Here is a 21,193-nt window from a genome sequence, read left to right on the forward strand (position 1 = left end):
GCGGAGTGGCGCCCGGTCAGACGAGGGCGAGCTGCCGGTCGGGGGAGCGGCGCCGGCGCCAGCGCCGGGCCTGGCCGCCGATCCCGTAGGTCTCGGCCAGCGCCCGCACCTGCTCGGCGATCCGGCGGCGGTAGCCCTCCTCGGCGACCTGGCCCTTGCCGTACAGCGCCTGGTAACGCGGCACCAGCCCGGGGTGCTCGCGCTCCAGCCAGCCCAGGTATCCCTCGCGCACCCCGGACGGCAGGCGCAGCACGACCGGCGTCACGCTGACCGCCCCCGCCTCCGCCGCCCGCCTGACCGTGGCCAGCAGATGATCGCTGGAGTCGGTCACGAGCGGCAGGATCGGAGCCATCAGCACCCCGCAGGGGATGCCGGCGTCGTTCAGCGCGGCGCAGACCTCCAGCCGCCGCTGCGGCGTCGCGGCTCCGGGCTCCACGGCCCGCCGCACCCGGTCGTCGACGAAGCCGACCGACACCATGACGCCGACCTGGGTCACCTTCGCGGCGTCGCGTAACAGGTCCAGGTCGCGCAGGATCAGCGGGCTCTTGGTCAGCACGGTGAACGGGTTGGCCGCGTCGGCCAGGGCCCGCACGACGCCCGGCATGAGTCGGTAGATCTCCTCCGCCGGCTGGTAGCAGTCGCCGGTGAGGCCGAGCGCGACCGGCTCGCCGCCCCAGCGCGCGGAGGCCAGCTCACGGCGCAACCGGCGGGCGAGGTCGGTCTTCACGACGATCCGGGTGGAGAAGTCCCGGCCCGGATCCAGCCCGAGGTAGCGGTGGCCGCGCCGGGCCGCGCAGTAACCGCAGCCCGCCTCGCACCCCCGGTAGGGGCTCGCGCCCCAGGTGAAGGGCAGCTCGGCGGCGTCGGAAACGCGCTCCAGCGCGGCGCGCGCGGGCACCTCGTAGCAGGTGATGCCGTCGAACACACGGGTGACGGCCTGCCGCTCGATGCGCGGGCGGGCGGGGCCCGCGCCGACGATCGACTGCTGCTCAGCCGACTGCTGCTCAGCACTCATGATCGCCTGCGGCTCGGCGGGCCGCGCCTGGCCCTGGTCCCCGGATTGGGAATCGGGGCGGGAAGTGGCGTCGCGACGCATGAGGATCAGTAGAACACGCATTCGACCCTCACGCCAAGTGTCCACGCCCCGCATCGCGGGAGGCCGGGCACCCGTTACTCCACTTTTGTTGCGAACGCATGACGTTCTGTTCAATCACGTCATAAGTGGCTAATCTCGTCGCATTCGCCCCAGGCAGGGGCCGTACCCCATGGAGAACGGACGTGACGATGGCACGGTGGTTGGGCCGGCTGCTTCTGCCGATCGTCGTCGGCGTGCTGGCCCTCGCCGCCCTGGCCGCACCCGCCTCCGCCCACGGCCAGCTCGCGATGTCCACCCCCGCCAAGGACGGCACGGTGAAGGCCCCGATGGAGTCGCTGCGGCTCTACTTCACCGAGGCGCCCGCCCCGAACGCCTACTTCGCCGTCACCGCGCCCAGCGGCGCCCGCGTCGACCAGACCTGGACGCACGGCCGGCCGGAACGGCTCGACAAGCCGGTCCAGGAGTACAACCTCGTCGACGGCGTGTGGGAACCGAGCGTCTACAACACCGGGTTCCCGGCGGTGGTCCCCGTCGCCTACTGGCCCGAGCGGGGCGAGTACGTCGTCCACTACCTGTCGATCGCCTCCGACGGGGAGCCCGTCAAGGGAGAGCTGCGCTTCACCTACAAGGGCAGGACCTCGGGCCCGCCCAAGGGCTGGCAGGCCCCGACCAACGAACCCGACTCCGCTCTGCTCGCCTCGTCCGAGCCCGGAAGCGGCGCCGGCGCGAACCCGACGTCCGACGGCGGTGGCGGCGCGCTGGGCCCGGTGGCGCCCTCCCAGGCGGGCTCCGGCCCCGCCACCGATCCCACCACCGGCGCTGCCGCCGTGCCCGAGACCGGCGCCGGTACGGCCGGACCGGCCCCCGCGACCCGCACGGCGGCGCGGCAGGACGACTCCGGCACCGGCCTGTCTGTGTGGCTGGTGCCGGCGCTCCTCGTCGCGGGAGCGGGCGTGCTGATCCTGCGGGCGGCGCGGCGGCGGCCCGCCTCGCCCACCGGCGCCGCCCCGGCGCGTACGGCGGGCTCGAAGACCCCGGCGACCGGACGGCCTTCCGGGCGTCCCAAGCCCAGGCCGAAGACCCCCACGAGTTCGTCCCAGTCGCGGACGGCGGACCGCCCCAGGTCCGCCAAGCGGCGCTGAACCACCCTCACCTCCGGAGAAATGTCGTGACGTTCACCTCTGCCCGGCGCCACCGTGCCCGCCGCCCGCTGCTCGCCGCGCTCCTGCTCGGCCTGACGCTGCCGCTGGCGGCCTGCGGCGAGTCGGACAGCACCGAGCCCGCCGCCGCACCGACCACCGCGTCGTCCACCGAACTGCCCCCCACGGCGACCGCCGACACAGCGACGGACGCGCCCGCCACCGACGCGGCGACCGACGCCCCCGCGGACGCGGACGTGAAGGAGATCGACGTCACGATCAGCGGCCGCAAGGTCACACCGCCCCCGGGACGCATCGAGGTGGACAAGGGGCAGCGGGTGCGCATCACCGTCACCGGCGACGCCGCCGACGAGGCGCACCTGCACGGGTACGACAAGGAGGCGGAGCTGAAGCCCGGCACCCCCGCCGTCATCGAGTTCACGGCCGACCAGACCGGCCTGTTCGAGATGGAGACCCACGGGTCCGGTCTCCAGCTGTTCCAGCTCGTGGTGCGGTAGGCCCATCTCATGCTCTTCGCGCACGGGGTCGGCGGACGCCAGGACCTGCCGATCCCGTTCCCTGCCGCGCTGACCGGCGCGGCGCTGGCGTTGCTGGTGTCGTTCGTGGCACTCGGTGCGCTGTGGAAGGAGCCGCGGCTCGGCGGCGACAATCCGCATGCCCGCGCTCTGCCCGGCGCGCTCCGGCGGGCCATGGCCACCCCGGCCTGGGGCTGGGCCTGGCGGAGCGCCGGGCTCCTCGCCGCCGCCTACTTCTGCGTCGGGCTGGTCTTCGGCCCCGACAAGGCCGACAACCCCACGGCGGGCGCGTTCTACGTCCTGTTCTGGGTCGGCCTGGTGCCGTTGTCGCTGCTGTTCGGCCCCGTGTGGCGCGCGCTGAGCCCGCTGCGGACGCTGCATCTGCTGGCCTGCGCGGCCCTGCGGCGCGACCCGGATGCCGGCCTGCGACAGCTGCCCCCCGGCGTCGGCTACTGGCCGGCCTGCGCCGGGCTGTTCGCCTTCGTCTGGCTGGAGCTCATCGCCCCCGAACGGGCCACCCTGCCGGTCATCGGCGCCTGGCTCGCGGCGTACGCCGCGATCATGCTCGCCGGAGCGGTCGTCTTCGGCGCCCGGTGGTTCGGCCACGCCGACCCGTTCGAGGCCTACAGCGGCCTCGTGGGCAGGCTCGCCCCGGTGCACCGGCGCGACGACGGCGTCGTCGCCTGGCGTAACTCGCTCGACGGCATGGCCGGGCTGCGACCGGCGCCGGGACTGACGACGCTGGTGGTCGTCCTCCTCGGCTCCACCATGTACGACAGCCTGTCCAACGCCCCGATCTGGGTGCGGTTCGTCCAGGAGAGCCCTATTCCGGCGCCGGTCACCGGCACCGCCGGGCTGCTGGCCGTCATCGGCCTGGTGCTCGCGGCGTACCGCGTCGCGACCGCGCTCGCCGGGCGGTGGGGCGTCGCCGGTGCCGGGACGACAGCAGGGAAAACGGCCGAGACGACGGCGGGGACGACGGCCGGGGGAACAGCGGGGGAGACGGCCGGGGAGATCGCCCACTCGATCGTGCCGATCGCCGTCGGATATGTGATCGCCCACTACTACACGCTGTTCCTCCTGGAAGGACAGCGGACCATCGCGCTGCTGTCCGACCCGCTGGACACCGGCGCCAACTGGCTGGGCACCGCCGGCTGGAAGATCCAGGCGCTCGGCACCACCCCCGCCGGAGTCGCCACTCTCCAGGTGACGGTGATCGTCGTCGGCCATGTGCTGGGCACCGTGCTGGCCCACGACCGCGCCCTCGCCCTGTTCCCCCGACGGACCGCCGTCCTCGGGCAGGTCCCCCTGCTCGTGCTGATGGTCGTCTACACCGTGGTGGGCCTGCTCCTGCTGTTCGCCGCCTGACCCGGCCGTGCGGTTCCGGCACTGCGGAGTGGCCGGGGACGGAGCGGATACGCGCACCTGCCCGCCGTACGCGGGGACCTGCTGGCCAGGCCCGGTCCGGTCCGAGGAGGCGGCGGCCGCCGAGTTCCGCCGCGCCGCCGGGCTGACCCGGAACGCACGCGAGCGCGACCTGTTCCTCGGCCGCGCCACCACCCTCCCGGCATGACCCGCCCCACAGGGACGTTCCGAGTGCGGTTCAGTTGCCGGACGTGGCCCTGAGCCGGGCGTTCTCCTCTTCGAGCGCGCGCAGCCGATCCTCCACATCGGAGGTGGCCGGTGCCACCTGTGCCGGAGTGACCGTTGCGCTCTGCCGACCGTTGACGGCGTCGTCCTCGTCGTGGAGCTTGCTGGTCTCCCGCTTGAAGATTCGCAACGACTGCCCGACGGCCTTCGCGGTGTCCGGCAGCTTCCTGGAACCGAAGAGCAGCACGAACACCGCGATCACAAGCATCCAGTGCATTGGACTCAGCGAACCCATGACGGCGCCTCCCAATCTCATCGTCGTCAAGTGCCGACAGCGTATTCCTTCCGCTGCCCGGCGGTACACCCCGGGCCGTTCGGAGAGGCGGCTGACGGTGACGCGGGATTCGTCGTCGATCGCGGCGCGCGGCTGCGTGGAGCCGGCTGCCGGGGTTTGGCTGTATCTAGACTGAGCATCCGCGGGACCGGCCGGGACGGGAGAGCGACAGTGGCGCCGAGTGGTGTGGAGGACCCTCCTGCGGAGGTGCTGGCCGAGGCCGCCGCGGCGTTCGGCTTGCTGGCCTCGCCTGCGCGGTTGCACATCGTCTGGGCGCTTTCGCAGCACGAGAGCGATGTGAGCGGGCTGGCCAGGAGGGTTGGCGGCGCTCTGCCCGCGGTCAGCCAGCATCTGGCGAAGCTGAAGCTGGCCGGGCTGGTGCGATCGCGGCGTGAGGGCCGCCGGGTGGTGTACCTGGTCGACGACCAGGACATCGTGGCCACCGTCCAGTGGCTGATCGGCCGCTTGACCGAGCGTGCGGGCGATGCGGGGACGGCGAGGGGGGCTCGTGGTCTGGGCGCCTGACGCCCCGCCATCAGCGAGTGATCCCGCGGGCGATGTGCCGCCCGAGCGCCTCTCCCTGACCGAGGTCGCCGGGCACACCCGCCTGGAGGTGCTGCGGTCACTGGGCAGCGGCCCGGGCGGGCTGGTGGAGGCTCGGGCCGAGGCACGCTTGTCGCTGCATGGGGAGAACACGCTTCCCGAGCGGCGGCCGGCCTCCTGGCCGCGGCGGTTCGTGCGCTGTCTGAAGGACCCTTTCACGCTGGTGCTGCTGTGTCTGGGGGTGGTGTCGGCGGTCATCGCCTCGTGGGGGACGGCCTGCGTCATCGTGATCCTGGTCGCCGTCACCTGCGTGCTGAGGTCCAACGGTGAGTACCGGGCAGACCGTTCCACCGCGGCTCTGCGCAAGCTCCTGGGCGTCACGGCGACGGTGCGGCGGCGGCCGGACGGGCGGGACGCGCCCGCGGAAAGGGAGATTCCCGCTGATCAGCTGGTCCCGGGCGATGTGATCAAACTGGGGCCGGGCGACCTGGTGCCCGCCGACGTGCGGCTGCTGCGCTCCAGCGGCCTGACGGTGCACCAGGCGGCGCTGACCGGAGAGTCGGCTCCCGTGACCAAGCAGGCGGGCGACGTCCCCGCAGGTGCGGATGGGCACCTGTGCTGGCAGGGCAGCAGCGTGGCGTCCGGCAGCGCCCTCGCGGTGATCGTGGCCACGGGGGCCGACACCCGCTTCGCGGGCGTTCACCAGCAGAACCCGCACAGGCTGTCGGCGTTCGACCGCTCGGTCAACGGGATCTCCTGGATCCTCGTACGGCTCATGCTGCTGGTTCCACCACTCGTCCTCGTGGCCAACGCCGTCTTCCGCGGACGAGGGCTGGAGGCGCTGCCGTTCTCGGTGGCGGTGGCGGTGGGGCTGACGCCGGAGATGCTGCCCGTCGTCGTCACCACGGCGCTGGCCAGGGGGTCGGCGGCCCTGGCCCGCACCCACGCCGTGATCGTCAAACGACTGCCCGCGCTGCACGACCTGGGCGCGATCGACGTCTTGTGCGTGGACAAGACCGGCACGCTCACCCAGGACCGGCCCCGGCTCGATCGCTGTGTGGATCACGACGGCCGCCCCGACCCCGCCGTGTTGCGCTGGGCCTCGGTCAACAGCTTCTGGACGCTGCAGCTCGCCGATCTTCCGGCCGCCGACCCGCTGGACGAGGCGATCCTCGAGGCGGAGCAGGATCTCGGTGACTACGAGGGGGTGGACGCGCTCGCCTTCGACCCGGTGCTGCGGATCTCCTGCGCCGTCGTGGCCCACCCCGCGCGCCGGGGCACACACCTGGTCGTCGTCAAGGGCGCCGTCGAGGACGTGCTGGGCCGCTGTGCGCGTACCCGGGACGCGCCTTTGGACCCGATGGCGCGCCGGCGACTGCGGCGCCTCGCGGGGCGGCTGGCCGGCAAAGGGCTGCGGGTGCTCGCCGTGGCTCTCGCCGAGCGGTCCTACGTCCACCGCCTGGGCGATGAGCGTGGGCTGACCTTCCTGGGGTTCGTCGCGATGCGCGACACACTCGCGCCGCACGCGGCCCAGGCGCTGGCCGGCCTGGCTCAGCGCGGCGTCGCGGTCAAGGTCCTGACCGGAGATCATCCGGCCACCGCCGCCCGCGTCTGCCGGGAGCTGGGCCTGGACCCCGGTGACGTCGTGACCGGCCGGCACATCGACGGCCTGGCCGACACGGCGCTGGCCGACCTGGCCCGTCGCTCGACCGTCTTCGCCCGGTGCACCGCCGAGCACAAGGCACGACTGGTCCGGGCGCTGCGGCAGGCGGGGCACACGACCGGCTTCCTGGGCGACGGGGTCAACGACCTGCCCGCCATGCGGGCGGCCGATGTGGGCGTCTGCCCGCGCGAAGCCGCCGACGTGACGCGCGAAGCCGCCGACGTGGTGCTCGCCACCAAGGATCTGACCACCATCGGCGAGGGGATCGTCGTCGGGCGGCGCAGCACCGGCAACATCGCGGCCTATCTGCGGGTCGCGCTGTCATCCAACGCCGGCAACGTGATCGCGATGCTCGCGGCGGGGCTGTTGCTGCCCTTCCTGCCCATGCTGCCCGCCCAGGTCCTGGTACAGAACCTCTGCTTCGACGCCGCCCAGTTGGCCTTCGCCTTCGACCGGGCGGATCCTGGCATCGTGCGGCGCCCGGTCCGGGTGCGCCCGCGAGAACTCCTGCGGTTCGTCGCCGCCTTCGGCGCACTCAACGCCGTGGCGGACCTGGCCACGTTCGCCGCGCTGATATGGGCCTTCCCCGAGGCCGTCACGCCGAGCGGGCAGTCCGCCTTCCACAGCGGGTGGCTGACCGAGAACCTGCTCACCCAGGCTCTGGTCATGCTGCTGCTTCGCCCCGGCCGGTACGTCTCCCGCCCGCTCAAGGCGGCGACCGGAGCGCTGGCCTGCCTGAGCCTGCTGTTGCCGCTCTCACCGGCAGCGGCCGCGCTCGGGCTGACCACGCTGCCGATCGCCTACTACCTGCTTCTCGCGGCCGTGATCGCCCTGTACGGCGGAGCGATATGGACGCTCAGCCGTACGAGAGATCGGTGCGGGGACCGCCGGCCTTGAGCGCGCCCCACAAGCAGGTCGGCGTCAGGGTGCGCTCACCCCTGCTCCCGCGATCAGCGGTTATATAGTTGCGCAATGCAGCAAGTGACATATCGCCGAAACAGCAAGGGCGGGACATGCGGGCAGGGGCGCGCTCCCGAGGCGGGACGCAACGGATCGTCGTTCTCATGCTGTGGGCACTGGTGTCCCTGCTGGATCTGTATCAGCTCTACGAACACGCCATGATCGGCTGAGCCGCCACAGTACGGGCATCGTGCGCCCGCCCCCGTTCACGGTCGCGGCGGGCTCCCCCTGGAATTCCTTGCTGCAATGCGCAAGTGTGCGATTATGCCCCATTCATCCCAGCCGGATCACGGTCGCGGGTGCGTGGAGGGTCGCGATGTGAGCGAGACGGTAAGACCGGCCACGGGAAGGGACTGCGGCGGAGATGAGCTGGCGTGACCGGCTGCGGTACTGGTTCGACGGCACGATGGATCGCGGGACGCCCGCGCTGATCGGGTGGCTGGGGCTGGCGTCCGCGGCACTGGTCGCTCTGGTCACCGTCTTTGTGGTCGTTTTGACCGACGGGGACACCGAGGCCAGCGGCGGCTGGCTGGGAGTGGCCTGGATGAGCCTGCTGCGAACGCTCGACCCGGGCACGATGGGCGGCGACGAGGGCAGTCCGGTGTTCCTGGGCCTGATGCTGACGGTCACGATCGGCGGCATCTTCATCGTGAGCGCGCTCATCGGTGTGCTCACGACCGGCCTGGAGAACAAGATCGCCCAGTTGCGCAAGGGCCGGTCGCGGCTCATCGAACGCGACCACACCATCGTGCTGGGCTGGTCGGAGCAGGTGTTCACGGTCGTCGAAGAACTGGTCACGGCCAACCAGAGCGAGCGGCGCTCATGCGTGGTCATTCTGGCCGATCAGGACAAGGTGGATATGGAGGATCAGATCCGCGCCCGGATCCCCGAAACCGGTCACACTCGCATCATCTGCCGCTCCGGCAGCCCACTCAAACGCGCGGACCTGGAACTGGTGAGCCCGGACACCGCCAAGTCGATCATGGTGTTGCCGCCACAGCATGAGGACGCCGACATCGACGTCATCAAAACGCTGCTGCTGCTGAACAATCGGCCGTGGGGTCCTGCCCGGCCGCACGTGGTGGCCGCGGTGCGGACGTCGGAGAACCTGGCAGCGGCCCGGCTGGCCGGCGGCGATGCGGCACTGATCGTCGACGGCGACGACATCGCCATCCGACTGGTGGTGCAGTCTCACCGGGAGGCCGGCCTGTCCACCGTCTGCACCGAATTGCTCAGCTTCGCCGGCAACGAGTTCTACATGAGGTCCGAACCCCGGCTGACCGGGGCCACCTACGGCGACGCGCTCAGCGCCTACGAGCTCGGTATCCCCGTCGGCATCCGCAAACACGACGGCAGGGCACTGGTCAACCCCCCGATGGACACCCGTGTCGAGAAGGGCGACCAGCTGATCCTGCTCGCCGAGGACGACCTGTTGATCCGCCTGGCCGGCGCCCGTCCCCCCGTCGTCGAGGCGGCGGTGGTCTCGGCCGTCGACCAGCGGCGGACGCCCGATCGCACGTTGCTGGTCGGCTGGAACTCCCGAGGGGAGCGCATCATCGACCTGCTGGACCGTCTCGCCGAGCCGGGCTCCACCCTGGACGTCGCCGCGCCGCAGCGACCGACCGAGTCCGTCGACGCTGACCGAGTGAACCTCACGGTCGGCTACAAGCCCTGCGAACCGACCCGCAGGCGATCACTGGAAACCCTCGGCCTCGGCACCTACAAGCACATCGTGGTGCTGTCGAACGAGTCCGTCGAGCCCGGCCACGCCGACGACCGAAGCCTCGTCACCCTGCTCCACCTGCGCGACATCGAGGTGCGGCTCGGCGATCCGTACTCGATCATCACCGAGATGAACGACGACCGCAACCGCGAGGTCGCCCAGGTGACCAAGGCGGACGACTTCATCGTCAGCAGCAAGCTGATCAGCCTGCTGCTGACCCAGCTCAGCGAGAACCCGCACCTGCACGAAGTCTTCGCCGACCTGTTCGACCCCTCTGGATCAGAGATCTATCTCAAGCCCGCGCCGTGCTACCTCGCTCCCGGCAAGGAGGCGAACTTCGCGACGGTCATCGAAGCCGCCCGCGGCAGGGGAGAGACCGCGATCGGGTACCGGATCCAGCGAGCCAGCAAGGAGGCACCCGGCTACGGAGTCGTCCTCAACCCGCCCAAGACCCTACCCCTCACCCTGGACCCGGAGGACAAGGTCATCGTGGTCGCCGAATCCTGACCCGGCGGCCCGCACGCTCGTGGAGACCGGCTCAGATCCACACGCCCAGCGCACCTCATTCGGCATAGTTGGAGCACCGGCCCGGCAACCCCATGGCCAGGAAGAGCCCTCGCACCTAAAATTGGGACAAGCGTACCGCTTTGTCTGTGAGGTTCCTCCATGGCCTGGCTCCTGCTCGCCGCCGCGATCGCCTCGGAGGTCCTGGCCACCTCCGCGCTCAAACTCAGCGACGGCCTCACCCGCTGGGGCTGGACCATCGTGGTCGCCGGCGGATACATCGCCTCGTTCATCCTGCTCGCCTGGGCGCTCAAACTCCGCATGCCCGTCGGCATGGCGTACGCGGTGTGGGCGGGCACCGGAACCGCGGCGATCGCGCTGATCGGCGCGCTCTTCCTCGGCGAGCACATGAACCTGATGAAGATCGCGGGTATCACCCTGATCATCGCCGGGGTGGCCGTGCTCAACCTCGCCGGCGCGCACTGATCGTTTGACCCCGGCTCCGGGTGCCGGTAAGGGTGGGTCCGGACGGTTCCCGGGTTCCTCGGAACCCGCACGTTCCGACAATCCGTGAATCCCGACAAGCCGGGGGAGGACCACCGCGTGCCCGACCAGGACCGGGGATCCTCAGCCCGGCGGCCGCAGCAGCGGGCCCTACGCCGGCGGGAGGCGCTGCTCGACGCGGCGGTCGACCTGCTCGGCGAGGGCGGCTTCGCCGCGGTCACCCACCGCGCGGTGGCCAGACAGGCCGCTCTTCCACTCGCCGCCACCTCCTACTACTTCTCCTGCCGCGACCAGCTGCTGGCCGAGGCGTTCGCGCTGCTTGTCGAGCGCGAGCTCACCCGCATGCGCGCCGCCGTACGGCAGCCGGCGGACCGTTCGGCCGCCGCGGTCGCCGCGGCCCTCACCGACGTGTACGCCGCGGACCGGCTGCGCGAGCTCGGACTGTGGGAGCTGTACCTGCAGGCCGGCCGCGACCCGGCGCTGCAGGCCGTCGCCCGCGCCTGGACCGACGGCTGCGACGAGATCGTCGCCTCCGCGCTGCGCGGCGCGGGCTGTCCCTGCGGTCGTTCCGAGGTCCGATTCGTCGCGGCGTTGTTGTCCGGACTGTGGGTGGAGGACGTCGTCGAGGCCCGCGCCGACTCGCGGGAACGCGCCCGCGACGCCGTCACCCGCGCACTGACCACGCTCCAGACTCCCGCCGGAGGCGACTCATGATCCTTCACCTCGCGCTGGCCGCCGACTGGGACGCCGCCGTCGCCGTCGGCGAATACCGCGTCTCCACCCTCGGCGTGACCCTGGAGGAGGAGGGCTTCGTCCACGCCTGCTCCGATCTGCTCCAGCTGCGCGGCGTGGCCGGCCGCTACTACGGTCAGGTCACCGAACCACTGGTGGTGCTGGAGATCGACGAGGAGCGGCTCGGCTGCCCGGTCAGGCTGGAGGTGCCCGAAGGCGCGGGGGAGGCGTTCCCCCACATCTACGGGCCGATCCCGGTGACCGCAGTGGTCGCCGTCACGCCCTTCACCCGGTGAACCCGCCCCTCACGGACGGCGCGGCGACGGCGCGGCGACGGCACGGCGACGGCACGGCGACGGCACGGTGTTCCCGGAGCGGTGTGATCTCTTGAAGCGGTGGTTCGGGGCGGCGGTTCCTGTGGCCGCGTGTCCGATTCGTTCAAGACGCCGCGCCCACCCGCCGTCTACCGTGAGCGCCATGACACCCTCGTTCGACCTCATCGGCCTTGTTGTGGCCGACATGGCCGCCTCCCTGGCCTTCTACCGCCGGCTGGGCCTGGACATCCCTCCGTCGGCGGACACCGAGCCCCATGCCGAGGTGACCCTCGGCGGAGGGCTCCGCCTCGCCTGGGACACCGTCGACACCATCCGGTCCTTCGACCCCGCGTGGAAACCCGCCGCGGGCGGCCCAAGGATGTCCCTCGCCTTCCGCTGCGACGGCCCCGAAGAGGTCGACCGCCTGTACGCCGACCTGGTCGAGGCGGGCTACCCGGGGCACCTGCCGCCGTGGGACGCCTTCTGGGGGCAGCGTTACGCCGTCCTCCACGACCCGGACGGCAACGGCGTCGACCTGTTCGCGCCGCTGCCCGGCGTTTGACCACGCCCTGCATGTACTGACCACGCTTCGCGTCCGGTGCCTGCCCGTACTCCGCACGGGCGCTCCCTCGGAACGAGCCGCCACCAGCGACCACCGGCCCGGGATCAGGCTCTGTGACGCGGCTCAGCGGGTCAGCTCGCCCAGGGTGGCACCGGTCAGCGCCTTCACTTCCCGCGCGAGATGGGCCTGATCGGCGTATCCGGCGGCGTCGGCCACCACGGCGTAGGGCACACCCCGGCGGACCAGGGCCAGGGCGCGGTTCATCCGGAGGATCCGGCCGAGCGTCTTCGGGCCGTATCCGAAGGCGTCCAGGCACCGGCGGTGCAGTTGCCGCACTCCGAGCCCCGCACCTGCCGCGACCTCCGCGACCGGCAGGCCCGCACCGACCCCGCCCACCACGGCAGAGATGAGCGCGGCGGAGGCGGGCACGGTGCCGACCGGGCTCCCGGCCGCGCGGATCCGGCTCAGCGCCGCCTCCTCGAGGACCACGCCGGGGTCGGCGGCCTCGGCTGCCCGCTCCGACAACCGCCGCGCCTCGGCCCCCGGCCACACCTCGGCCAGCGGCACCCGCCGGTCGCGCACCTCGTGGGCGGCCACGCCAAGGATCCCCGGCGCGGTGCCGGGGCCGAAACGCAGCCCCACATATCGGCTGCCCGCACGATCACGCACCAGGTGCGCCGCGGTGTCCGGCCCGGCCACCAGCAACGTGCCGTCCATCCAGATCAGATCCATGCAGCCGTCGGGCAGCACCCGCCGGACCGGCGGGGGACCGGGATCAGGAGCGGAACCGTGAGCGGAGCCGGGGGCGCCCTGCCACCACAGCACCGCCCCCGGAAACCCCGCCCGTCTCTCCTCGTACACCCGGCAATCATCCCCCTCACCCGCTCGGCACTGCCATCGGAGCCCCGCGGAGTGGGAGGGCGACAGCGATCAGTCGGTGCCGGCCTCCATGGCGGCGTGGTCGAGCAGTTCCTCGTCGGTGGAGACCTCACCACGGGAGGCGATGGCCTCGGCCCCGCCCTCCGGCATCGCGCCGATCAGCTCGGTCGAGGCCACGAGGGTGGCACCGGTCAGCATCGGGTGCGGGGTGCCCACCATGCCGACCCTGGCGTACTGCTCCAGCTTCGCCCGCGAGTCGGCGATGTCCAGGTTGCGCATGGTCAGCTGGCCGATGCGGTCGACCGGGCCGAAGGCGGAGTCCTCGGTGCGCTCCATCGACAGCTTGTCCGGGTGGTAGCTGAAAGCCGGCCCGGAGGTGTCCAGCACGGAGTAGTCCTCACCACGGCGCAGCCGCAGGGTCACCTCACCGGTGACCGCGGTCCCGACCCAGCGCTGCAGCGACTCGCGCAGCATCAGCCCCTGCGGGTCCAGCCAGCGGCCCTCGTACAGCAGCCTGCCCAGCCGCCGTCCCTCGACGTGGTAGCTGGCCAGGGTGTCCTCGTTGTGGATCGCGTTGACCAGCCGCTCGTAGGCCGCGTGCAGCAGCGCCATGCCCGGCGCCTCGTAGATGCCCCGGCTCTTGGCCTCGATGATCCGGTTCTCGATCTGGTCGGACATGCCCAGGCCGTGGCGGCCGCCGATGGCGTTGGCCTCCAGCACCAGGTCGACGGCGGAGATGAACTCCTTGCCGTTGATCGTCACCGGCCGTCCCTGCTCGAAGCCGATCGTGACGTCCTCGGGAACGATCTCGACGTCCGGGTCCCAGAACCGCACTCCCATAATGGGCTCGACGATCTCGACGCCCGTGTCCAGGTGCTCCAGCGACTTGGCCTCGTGGGTCGCGCCCCAGATGTTGGCGTCGGTGGAGTAGGCCTTCTCCACGCTGTCCCGGTAGGGCAGCCCGTGGGCCAGCAGCCACTCGGACATCTCCTTGCGGCCGCCCAGCTCGCCGACGAAGTCGGCGTCCAGCCAGGGCTTGTAGATACGGAGAGACGGATTGGCGAGCAGACCGTACCGGTAGAACCGCTCGATGTCGTTGCCCTTGAAGGTCGACCCGTCACCCCAGATCTGCACCCCGTCTTCGAGCATCGCCCGCACCAGCAGGGTGCCCGTCACCGCCCGCCCGAGCGGAGTGGTGTTGAAGTAGGTGCGGCCGCCGGAGCGGATGTGGAACGCCCCGCACGCCAGGGCGGCCAGCCCCTCCTCCACGAGCGCGGCCCGGCAGTCGACCAGCCGGGCGACCTCCGCGCCGTACGCGGTGGCGCGCCCCGGCACCGAGGCGATGTCGGGCTCGTCGTACTGGCCGATTTCGGCGGTGTAGGTGCAGGGCACCGCGCCCTTCTCGCGCATCCACGCGACCGCTACCGAGGTGTCGAGACCACCGGAGAAGGCGATGCCGACACGTTCGCCGGCAGGCAGGGAGGTGAGGACCTTGGACATGAGTAGAATATATACACCCCACTGCATGGACATGCAATGCGGATCGAGGCCGGGCCGGGCAAAACCACTCGACGCAGTTCAGGCACCGCGCGGCAAGGAAGATCGCGTCAGGCGCACAACGTGCGCTCCAGGCGCCGCGACGCGAACCAGACCCCCGCGGCGGCCAGCACCGCCAGATACCCCGCGTGGCCGAGCGTGCCCCACCCCGGCGCCCCCATGCACAGGCCACGCACCAGCTCGACCGCGTGATACAGGGGAGTGACCTGGATCAGCACCTCCACCCCGACGGGATAATCCCGCACGGGGGAGAACGTCCCGGAGAACAGGAACAGGGCGAACTGACCCGTGTTCAGCAGGTCGAAATCCTGCCACCCGCGCATCAGCGTGCTGACCGCCATCCCCAGCCCGCCGAAGGCCAGCCCCACCAGCACCGTCGCCGGGAACGCGGCCACCGCCCAGCCGGCTTCGGTCAGCCCCATCGCGACCATCACGACGAGGAAGATCGCCGTGTAGACCGAACCCCGCACGATCGCCCAGACCAACTCGCCGACCGCGACCTCCACCGGCCGCACCGGCGTCGCCAGCACCGCCTCGAACGTCTTCATGTACTTCATCTTGAAGAAGAAGTTGAAGGTGGTCTCGGCCAGCGCGCCCGACATCGCCGACACCGCCAGCATCGCCGGGGCGACGAACGACGCGTACGACATCGTCCGCCCGTCCACCGTCAGCTCACCGATCAGCGCGCCCACGCCGACACCGATCGACAGCAGATACAGCAGCGGCTCGAAGAACCCCGACAGCAGCAAGATCCAGTACGACGGCCCCGAGCGCAGCGCCCCCAGGTTGCGGTCGATGACGGCGCCCACGCGGCCGGGGGAGAGCCGGGAGATCACCAGAGTCGTCACCATCAGTCCTCCAGCCTCCCGCGGAAGACCCGCACCGCCAGCACGAACCCGGCCACCGCCCACACCAGCAGATAACCGGCGTGCGCCCAGACCGGCCAGGCCGGCGCCCGGCCCAGCGTCGCCGCCCGGCACAACTCCACCGCATGCCACAGGGGAGAGGCGTACGCCAGCAGCCGCAATCCCACCACCAGCTGCCCGACCGGGAAGAACACCCCCGAGAACAGCGCCGCCGGCAGCACGATCAACCGGAACAACAGGGCGAAGTAGCTGTCATGGTCGATCGACGCCGAGAACGCGGTCACCGGCGCCGCCACCGCCACCGTCACCAGGGCGCACACCAGCACGGTCACCGGCGCCCACGGCGAATGCAGCCCCCCGAAGAACACCACCACGACCAGGAACACCACCACTGTCACCGTCACCCGGAAAACCAGGTAGATCAGATGACCGCGGACCATGTCGGCCACGTCCACCGGAGTCGCCCGCATCGCGTGGTACGCCCGGACCCACTTGAAGTCCCCGAGCACCGAATAGGTCGACTCGCCCACCGCGATCTGGAACGCCGTCGACGCGAGCACCCCCGGCACGATCCACGACAGGTAGTCGACCCCCTGCACCGAACCGACATAGCCGCCCACCCCGATGCCGATGCTCAGCAGGAACAGCACCGGCAGGACGAACGACGAGAACACCGACGCCTGCCACAGCCGCAGATACAGCGTCAGGCGCCGCTCCAGCACCGCGAAGGTCGGATGAACCGACCGCGTGAGCGCCACCTCAATCCACCAGCGTCCGGCCCGTCAGGTGGAGGAACACGTCCTCCAGCGTCGACCTCCGCACCAGCACACTGGACGGCGCCAGCCCGCGCCGCTGCACCTCCGCCAGCGCCGCGTCCCCGTCGTCCACGTACACCAGCACCCGATCCGGCAGCGGATCGACCCGCTTGCCGACCCCCGCCAGCGCGGCGGCATGCCCCGCGATCCCTTCCAGCCCGTCGGGAAAACGCAGCTCCACCACCTCCGCCGTCGAGTACGTCTCGATCAGCGACCGCGGCGACCCCTCGGCCACGATCCGCCCGCCGTCCATCACCACCAGCCGGTCGCACAACTGCTCGGCCTCGTCCATGTAGTGCGTGGTGAGCACCAGCGTCACGCCCCGCCGCTTCAGCCGGAACAGCCGCTCCCACAGCAGATGACGCGCCTGCGGGTCCAGCCCCGTCGTCGGCTCGTCCAGCAGCACCAGATCGGGCTCGTTCACCATCGCCCGCGCGATGGTCAGCCGCCGCTTCATTCCCCCCGACAGCGGCTCGACCTTCCCGTTCGCGCGATCGGACAGCTGCACGAACTCCAGAAGCTCGTCCGCGCGCCTGCGGCTCTCCGCCCGCGACAACCCGAAATACCTGGCGTACGTCACCAGGTTCTCCCGCACCGTCAGATCGGGATCGAGATTGTCGAGCTGCGGGCACACCCCCAGCCGCGCCCGGATCCGCGGCCCGTCCCGCACCGCGTCCATCCCGAGGATGCGCAGCTCCCCGGCGGTCGGCACCGACACGCACCCGATCATGCGCATCGTCGAGGACTTCCCGGCCCCGTTGGGACCCAGGAACCCGAACGCCTCGCCCCGCGCCACCTCCAGGTCGATCCCGTCGACGGCGGTGAAATCTTCGAAGCGTTTGACCAGGCCACGCGCCACGATCAGAGGTTGGTCAGCCACGATCCGAGACCCTAACCAACGGCCCCGACATTTCCGCAACAGGTTATCGACGCATCCGCCAGGCCCCCAGCCGGTCCCAGCCGGTCCCTGCCGGTTCCCGCCGCCCGGTGGCGCAGGCGAGGGCCCCCGCACGCGCACCCCGCGCGGGTCGTACCCTGGCGTGCGTGAGCACGTTCGAACTGGGCACCGACGGCCCGCGGGTCATCCTCGTCGGCGTCGACGGCTCCGACACCTCGCTCCGCGCCGCTGCCTACGCCTGGGGGCTGGCCCGCCGCCAGGGCTCCCACGTCGTGCTCGTCCACGTGACCGACCCCGGCACGATCAGCACGATGATGCCCACCGCCTCGGCGTCGGTCGTAGAGGCGGGGGAGCAGGTCGCCGCGGAGCTCCGCGAACAGGTGGAGCACTACGCCCGGACCCTCCACTCCCACGTCGGCTACACCTTCCGCACCGAGTACGGCGACGCCGCCGGAGCCATCGCGAAGATCGCCGACGAGATCAGGGCGGACGCGGTCGTCGTGGGCGCCTCGACCCAGGCCGGGCACCGCTTCATCGGCTCGGTCGCGCTCCGCCTGGTCCGCGCCGGCCGATGGCCGGTCACCGTCGTGCCCTGATCACCGGCACCGTTGGCCCCAGGTCAGCGGTGACCCGGGCCGGACACGTCGAGAGCGCGCAGCCCCTCCAGCACCCGCAGCAACGTCGCCTCGTCCGGGCCGTCCGCACGCGCTCCCACAGGATGCCGCCGGTCCCGCCGCGGCAGCGCCCCGGCGGACCCCACCGGCGGCGGCACCGCCGACGACACTCCGGACGCGAGCCCCGTCATGACCGCCGCGAACACCCCCGGCGACGGCCCCCGCGTCACGGCCGGCGGACCGTCCTCCGGCGGGCCGAAAACCCCCACATCGGCCGGCGCGATCGCCAGCTCGCACCACACGATCTTCCCCCGGTCCGGCGCCGTATAGTGCCCCCAGCGCCGCGCCAGGCTTCCCACCAGCACCAGCCCCCGGCCGCTCTCACCGGGCTCGTCACCCGCGTCGTCGCCCGGCACCGGCTCGCGGTCGCTGCCGTCCCACACCTCGATGAACACGCTGCGCGGCCCGGGAGCCTCCCGCACCCGCAGCGCCACCGTACGCAGCGCCACCGGGAACATCGACGACGCCACTGGCGGGCTCGCCACGGCGTCCGTCGCCCGCACCGCGTTCGTCACCAGCTCCGAGACCACCAGCTCCGCCGTGTCCGCCAGATGCCCGAGCTGCCACCCCCGCAGCTGGCACCGTACGAACGCGCGGGCCCGCCGCGGCGCGGTCGCGACCGACCCGAACACCCGGTACGCGATCCTGCGGCCTTCCCGCGCGGGGAAGGGGGAGATCAGCATTCCGCGGAACGGCCCTGGACGGACCGGCCTGCGGCGGCCGGCGCGGCCACTGGGGGAGTAGGCATGTCTCCGATCATCCGTCATGCCCGGCGGTAAAGCGCCGGCCTTGACCGCATTCGCCGAACTTTCTCCGACTCATCACCGCAAAGCCACTCGGAAACCCGCCGCGTACCTGACAGGAGATGACAGGAACAGCCGCCACCCTGGTCCCATGAACACGCACGCCACCGGCACATTCGACGTCACCGGCTGGAACGACCTGGCCACCGAGGAGAAGCCGGGCGCCACGTTCGGCCGCGCCCGCATCACCAAGACCTTCCAGGGCGATCTCACCGGCACCAGCACCACCGAGATCCTGACCGTCGGCACCCCCGACGGCCCCGCCGCCTACGTCGGCGTCGAACACTTCGAGGGCACCCTGAACGGACGCAAGGGCACCTTCGTCCTGCAGCACAGCGCCGCCAGCCACGACGGCGAACAGTGGATGAGGTGGCAGATCGTCCCCGCCACCGGCACCGGCGAACTGACCGGCCTCACGGGGGAGGGCGCCATCCGCGTCGAGGACGGCCACCACTACACCCTCGGCTACACCCTGCCCGAGGCCTAATCGGTCCCCGGCTGGGTAGCCGTGGGCCCATGGTGAAATCCGCTGATCGGCAGTCCGCGGTCGCCGCGCCGGACCCGGCCGCCCCCCGTACCAAGGCCCCCCGTACCAAGGCCCCCCGTACCCAGACACCGCGCGTCGCGGTCATCGCGCACCGCAAGAAGACCATCGGCGGCGGCCTCGACGAACTGCGCAAGCTCATCGCGGGCTACGAGGTCGAGGACCTGCTGTGGTACGAGGTCCCCAAGAGCAGGAAGGCCCCCAAGAAGGTCCGCCGGGCGCTCAAGGACGGCGCCGAGCTGTTCTTCGTCTGGGGCGGCGACGGCACCGTGCAACGCTGCGTCGACGCACTGGCCGGCAGCGACGCCGCCGTCGCCATCGTCCCCGCCGGGACCGCCAACCTGCTCGCCCGCAACCTCGACATCCCCGAGGACCTGGCCGAGGCCGTACGCATCGGCTTCGAGGGCCGCCGGGCCAGACTCGACCTCGGCAAGATCAACGGTGAGCACTTCGCGGTCATGGCGGGCGTCGGCCTGGACGCCGAGATGATCGCCGACGCCGACCGGGGCCTCAAGGACCGCCTCGGCCGCCTCGCCTACATCTGGACCGGCCTGCGGCACGTCGGCGGCTCCGTGACCCCGATGAAGGTCAAGGTCGACGGCAACGACTGGTTCGAGGGCGACGCGAGCTGCGTGCTCGTCGGCAACGTCGGCACCGTCACCGGGGGCATCGACGTCTTCGACGACGCCCGCTACGACGACGGCTGGCTGGAGGTCGGCGTCTCCATCGCCGAAGGCCCCATCCAGTGGGCGCGCACCCTCGGCCGGATGAGCGCCGGCAACGCCGAAAAATCCCCTTTCGTCCGCATCACCCGCGCCAGGAAGGTGTCGGTCAAACTGCAGGCCCCCATGGCGTACGAACTGGACGGGGGAGCGCGCGACCGGGTCAAGCGCATCACGGTCAAGGTGGTGCCCGAAGCCGTCACCCTCTGCCTGCCCGACACCGCCGGTTGACCCGCGCCATCTCAGCGCTCCGAGTCAGCCGCCGTCCCGGCCGTCACCGTGCACGACCTTCCCGTACGGCCGGGACGGCGTCCCGTGATCTCCGGGGGACCGCCCTCATTTGCCTACTTGACATAATGCTCATTATCGAGCAACGAGTTGCGGGCGCGGGAAGGGGCGGATCGGGCTGGTCGCGCCCATTCACCGCCTCTGCGACGTCAGGCGAACTCCGCCACGACGAGAACGCCGAACCCGGCACGCTCAACCGCCGCCTGCGTGACGTCGCGGCAGCTGGCTCCGCGGAGCCACAGGGCCCGATGTCTCCGACATGCCGGGCTCGCGTCATGATCACGCCGCATTGCCAGTCATGCCGGATCCGGCCTTTGGCCGGCATTTCCGCCCCGGGATGCCGATCCGGGGCCTCACCGGCTTCGATACGCCCCGGGACTGGAACTAGCGGGAACCGGGCGGACATCGCTTCGCCGCGTGCCGGGCCGCGCCGATCGGAGAACCGGAACCGTACTCGCCCCCTCTTCCCAGACATTCACAAATCGCCCTATACCAGACAGAAGGTGGATTCTGTTTTGTATAGCACACACCAGCACAGGCTTGTCGGAAGACGCTGAACGTCGCTATCCGATCCGCTGATGCAGTGATCGGATAGCGACCGATCTTCGCCGCGCCACGTCTCATGTCGGTCCCCTACGGCCCATGAGTCCCGTCAGGAGCCGGCGTCGCGTATGCGTGCGGTGGTCTCTTCGTCTTCGTGGGTTGTCTCGCGCTGGTGTGTCCGCCGGTTCGGGCCGCTCCCCTGCCGGGCGCGGAACGCGGCCTGCACATGGCCGCTCCCGTCCATGCGGGGCGATTACGGGAGTGAACTTTTCACGGGTCCGGCAGGTCGTCTTTCCCGAACGGCCGCCCCGCCGGAAACCACATTTCCGGCCGGGCCCGGACGAGAAACAAGTCCATTACCGCTGCATGTGCCGTACTCGCGGATGAATACGCCCGCGGTTTCG

At 71.3% G+C, this 21,193-nt stretch carries 22 protein-coding genes; 14 read left to right on the plus strand and 8 right to left on the minus strand.

Annotated elements, in window-relative coordinates; translation table 11 throughout:
• Positions 1-16: 16 nt before the first annotated feature.
• Positions 17-1,117, minus strand: coding sequence for a radical SAM protein (locus tag OG344_RS25855; RefSeq protein ID WP_405085312.1), 1,101 nt, complete (start codon positions 1,115-1,117; stop codon positions 17-19).
• Positions 1,118-1,284: 167 nt separating this feature from the next.
• Between OG344_RS25855 and OG344_RS25860 the strand changes: the two genes are divergently transcribed.
• From OG344_RS25860 to OG344_RS25875, 4 genes are read left to right on the plus strand one after another with little or no spacing between them, the layout of a single operon-like run.
• The gene (locus tag OG344_RS25860) at positions 1,285-2,238 is read left to right on the plus strand and encodes a copper resistance protein CopC (RefSeq protein WP_405089173.1); all 954 of its coding nucleotides are present in this window, start codon (positions 1,285-1,287) and stop codon (positions 2,236-2,238) included.
• Between the two features lie 26 nt (positions 2,239-2,264).
• Entirely contained in the window at positions 2,265-2,753 is a 489-nt protein-coding gene (locus OG344_RS25865) for a hypothetical protein (RefSeq protein ID WP_327045865.1), read from the plus strand.
• A 9-nt stretch (positions 2,754-2,762) separates the two neighbouring features.
• Positions 2,763-4,139 carry a hypothetical protein gene (locus tag OG344_RS25870; RefSeq protein WP_405085313.1) on the plus strand — a complete coding sequence of 459 codons (1,377 nt, stop codon included), beginning with the start codon at positions 2,763-2,765 and terminating at the stop codon, positions 4,137-4,139.
• Positions 4,140-4,146: 7 nt separating this feature from the next.
• Positions 4,147-4,344 carry a hypothetical protein gene (locus tag OG344_RS25875; RefSeq protein WP_405085314.1) on the plus strand — a complete coding sequence of 66 codons (198 nt, stop codon included), beginning with the start codon at positions 4,147-4,149 and terminating at the stop codon, positions 4,342-4,344.
• A 30-nt stretch (positions 4,345-4,374) separates the two neighbouring features.
• Here OG344_RS25875 and OG344_RS25880 read toward each other — a convergent pair whose 3' ends face one another.
• Positions 4,375-4,638: a Sec-independent protein translocase subunit TatA gene (locus OG344_RS25880; RefSeq protein WP_405085315.1), complete on the minus strand. Its 264-nt coding sequence runs from the start codon at positions 4,636-4,638 to the stop codon at positions 4,375-4,377.
• A gap of 228 nt (positions 4,639-4,866) precedes the next feature.
• Here OG344_RS25880 and OG344_RS25885 point away from each other — a divergent pair, with 228 nt between their 5' ends.
• The 7 genes from OG344_RS25885 to OG344_RS25915 all read left to right on the plus strand — a co-directional run bounded on the left by OG344_RS25885 (position 4,867) and on the right by OG344_RS25915 (position 12,200).
• Entirely contained in the window at positions 4,867-5,220 is a 354-nt protein-coding gene (locus tag OG344_RS25885) for an ArsR/SmtB family transcription factor (protein ID WP_405085316.1), read from the plus strand.
• Positions 5,204-7,798: a magnesium-translocating P-type ATPase gene (gene mgtA, locus OG344_RS25890; RefSeq protein WP_405085317.1), complete on the plus strand. Its 2,595-nt coding sequence runs from the start codon at positions 5,204-5,206 to the stop codon at positions 7,796-7,798. The genes OG344_RS25885 and mgtA overlap by 17 nt, the downstream gene beginning before the upstream one ends.
• Positions 7,799-8,225: 427 nt before the next feature.
• Positions 8,226-10,091 (plus strand): CASTOR/POLLUX-related putative ion channel, encoded by a 1,866-nt coding sequence (locus tag OG344_RS25895; protein WP_405085318.1) that lies wholly within the window; start codon positions 8,226-8,228, stop codon positions 10,089-10,091.
• 159 nt (positions 10,092-10,250) lie between these two features.
• Positions 10,251-10,574, plus strand: coding sequence for a multidrug efflux SMR transporter (locus OG344_RS25900; RefSeq protein WP_327045871.1), 324 nt, complete (start codon positions 10,251-10,253; stop codon positions 10,572-10,574).
• 84 nt (positions 10,575-10,658) lie between these two features.
• Positions 10,659-11,306 carry a TetR/AcrR family transcriptional regulator gene (locus OG344_RS25905; RefSeq protein WP_405085319.1) on the plus strand — a complete coding sequence of 216 codons (648 nt, stop codon included), beginning with the start codon at positions 10,659-10,661 and terminating at the stop codon, positions 11,304-11,306.
• Positions 11,303-11,620 (plus strand): DUF952 domain-containing protein, encoded by a 318-nt coding sequence (locus tag OG344_RS25910; RefSeq protein ID WP_405085320.1) that lies wholly within the window; start codon positions 11,303-11,305, stop codon positions 11,618-11,620. The genes OG344_RS25905 and OG344_RS25910 overlap by 4 nt, the downstream gene beginning before the upstream one ends.
• A gap of 181 nt (positions 11,621-11,801) precedes the next feature.
• Positions 11,802-12,200, plus strand: coding sequence for a VOC family protein (locus OG344_RS25915; RefSeq protein WP_405085321.1), 399 nt, complete (start codon positions 11,802-11,804; stop codon positions 12,198-12,200).
• Between the two features lie 123 nt (positions 12,201-12,323).
• Here OG344_RS25915 and OG344_RS25920 read toward each other — a convergent pair whose 3' ends face one another.
• The 5 genes from OG344_RS25920 to OG344_RS25940 form a co-directional block, all read right to left on the minus strand.
• Entirely contained in the window at positions 12,324-13,061 is a 738-nt protein-coding gene (locus OG344_RS25920; protein WP_405085322.1) for a helix-turn-helix domain-containing protein, read from the minus strand.
• A gap of 69 nt (positions 13,062-13,130) precedes the next feature.
• Complete coding sequence (gene argG, locus OG344_RS25925) at positions 13,131-14,579, minus strand: argininosuccinate synthase (protein WP_405085323.1); 1,449 nt, start codon at positions 14,577-14,579, stop codon at positions 13,131-13,133.
• Positions 14,580-14,686: 107 nt separating this feature from the next.
• Entirely contained in the window at positions 14,687-15,487 is an 801-nt protein-coding gene (locus tag OG344_RS25930; RefSeq protein WP_405085324.1) for an ABC transporter permease, read from the minus strand.
• Positions 15,487-16,260 carry an ABC transporter permease gene (locus OG344_RS25935; protein ID WP_405085325.1) on the minus strand — a complete coding sequence of 258 codons (774 nt, stop codon included), beginning with the start codon at positions 16,258-16,260 and terminating at the stop codon, positions 15,487-15,489. Before OG344_RS25935 ends, OG344_RS25930 begins: the two co-directional genes overlap by 1 nt.
• Before the next feature lies 1 nt (position 16,261).
• Complete coding sequence (locus tag OG344_RS25940) at positions 16,262-17,197, minus strand: ABC transporter ATP-binding protein (RefSeq protein ID WP_327045879.1); 936 nt, start codon at positions 17,195-17,197, stop codon at positions 16,262-16,264.
• 164 nt (positions 17,198-17,361) lie between these two features.
• On the opposite strand from OG344_RS25940, the gene OG344_RS25945 reads away from it, so the two are divergent.
• Positions 17,362-17,811 carry a universal stress protein gene (locus OG344_RS25945; RefSeq protein ID WP_327045880.1) on the plus strand — a complete coding sequence of 150 codons (450 nt, stop codon included), beginning with the start codon at positions 17,362-17,364 and terminating at the stop codon, positions 17,809-17,811.
• Positions 17,812-17,834: 23 nt separating this feature from the next.
• Here OG344_RS25945 and OG344_RS25950 read toward each other — a convergent pair whose 3' ends face one another.
• Complete coding sequence (locus tag OG344_RS25950; protein WP_405085326.1) at positions 17,835-18,572, minus strand: ATP-binding protein; 738 nt, start codon at positions 18,570-18,572, stop codon at positions 17,835-17,837.
• Between the two features lie 211 nt (positions 18,573-18,783).
• On the opposite strand from OG344_RS25950, the gene OG344_RS25955 reads away from it, so the two are divergent.
• Together OG344_RS25955 and OG344_RS25960 are read left to right on the plus strand one after the other, a co-directional pair.
• Complete coding sequence (locus OG344_RS25955; RefSeq protein ID WP_405085327.1) at positions 18,784-19,179, plus strand: DUF3224 domain-containing protein; 396 nt, start codon at positions 18,784-18,786, stop codon at positions 19,177-19,179.
• 29 nt (positions 19,180-19,208) lie between these two features.
• The gene (locus OG344_RS25960) at positions 19,209-20,189 is read left to right on the plus strand and encodes a diacylglycerol/lipid kinase family protein (protein ID WP_405085328.1); all 981 of its coding nucleotides are present in this window, start codon (positions 19,209-19,211) and stop codon (positions 20,187-20,189) included.
• Positions 20,190-21,193 lie beyond the last annotated feature (1,004 nt).

Source organism: Microbispora sp. NBC_01389 (assembly GCF_045040095.1).
Lineage (GTDB): Bacteria > Actinomycetota > Actinomycetes > Streptosporangiales > Streptosporangiaceae > Microbispora.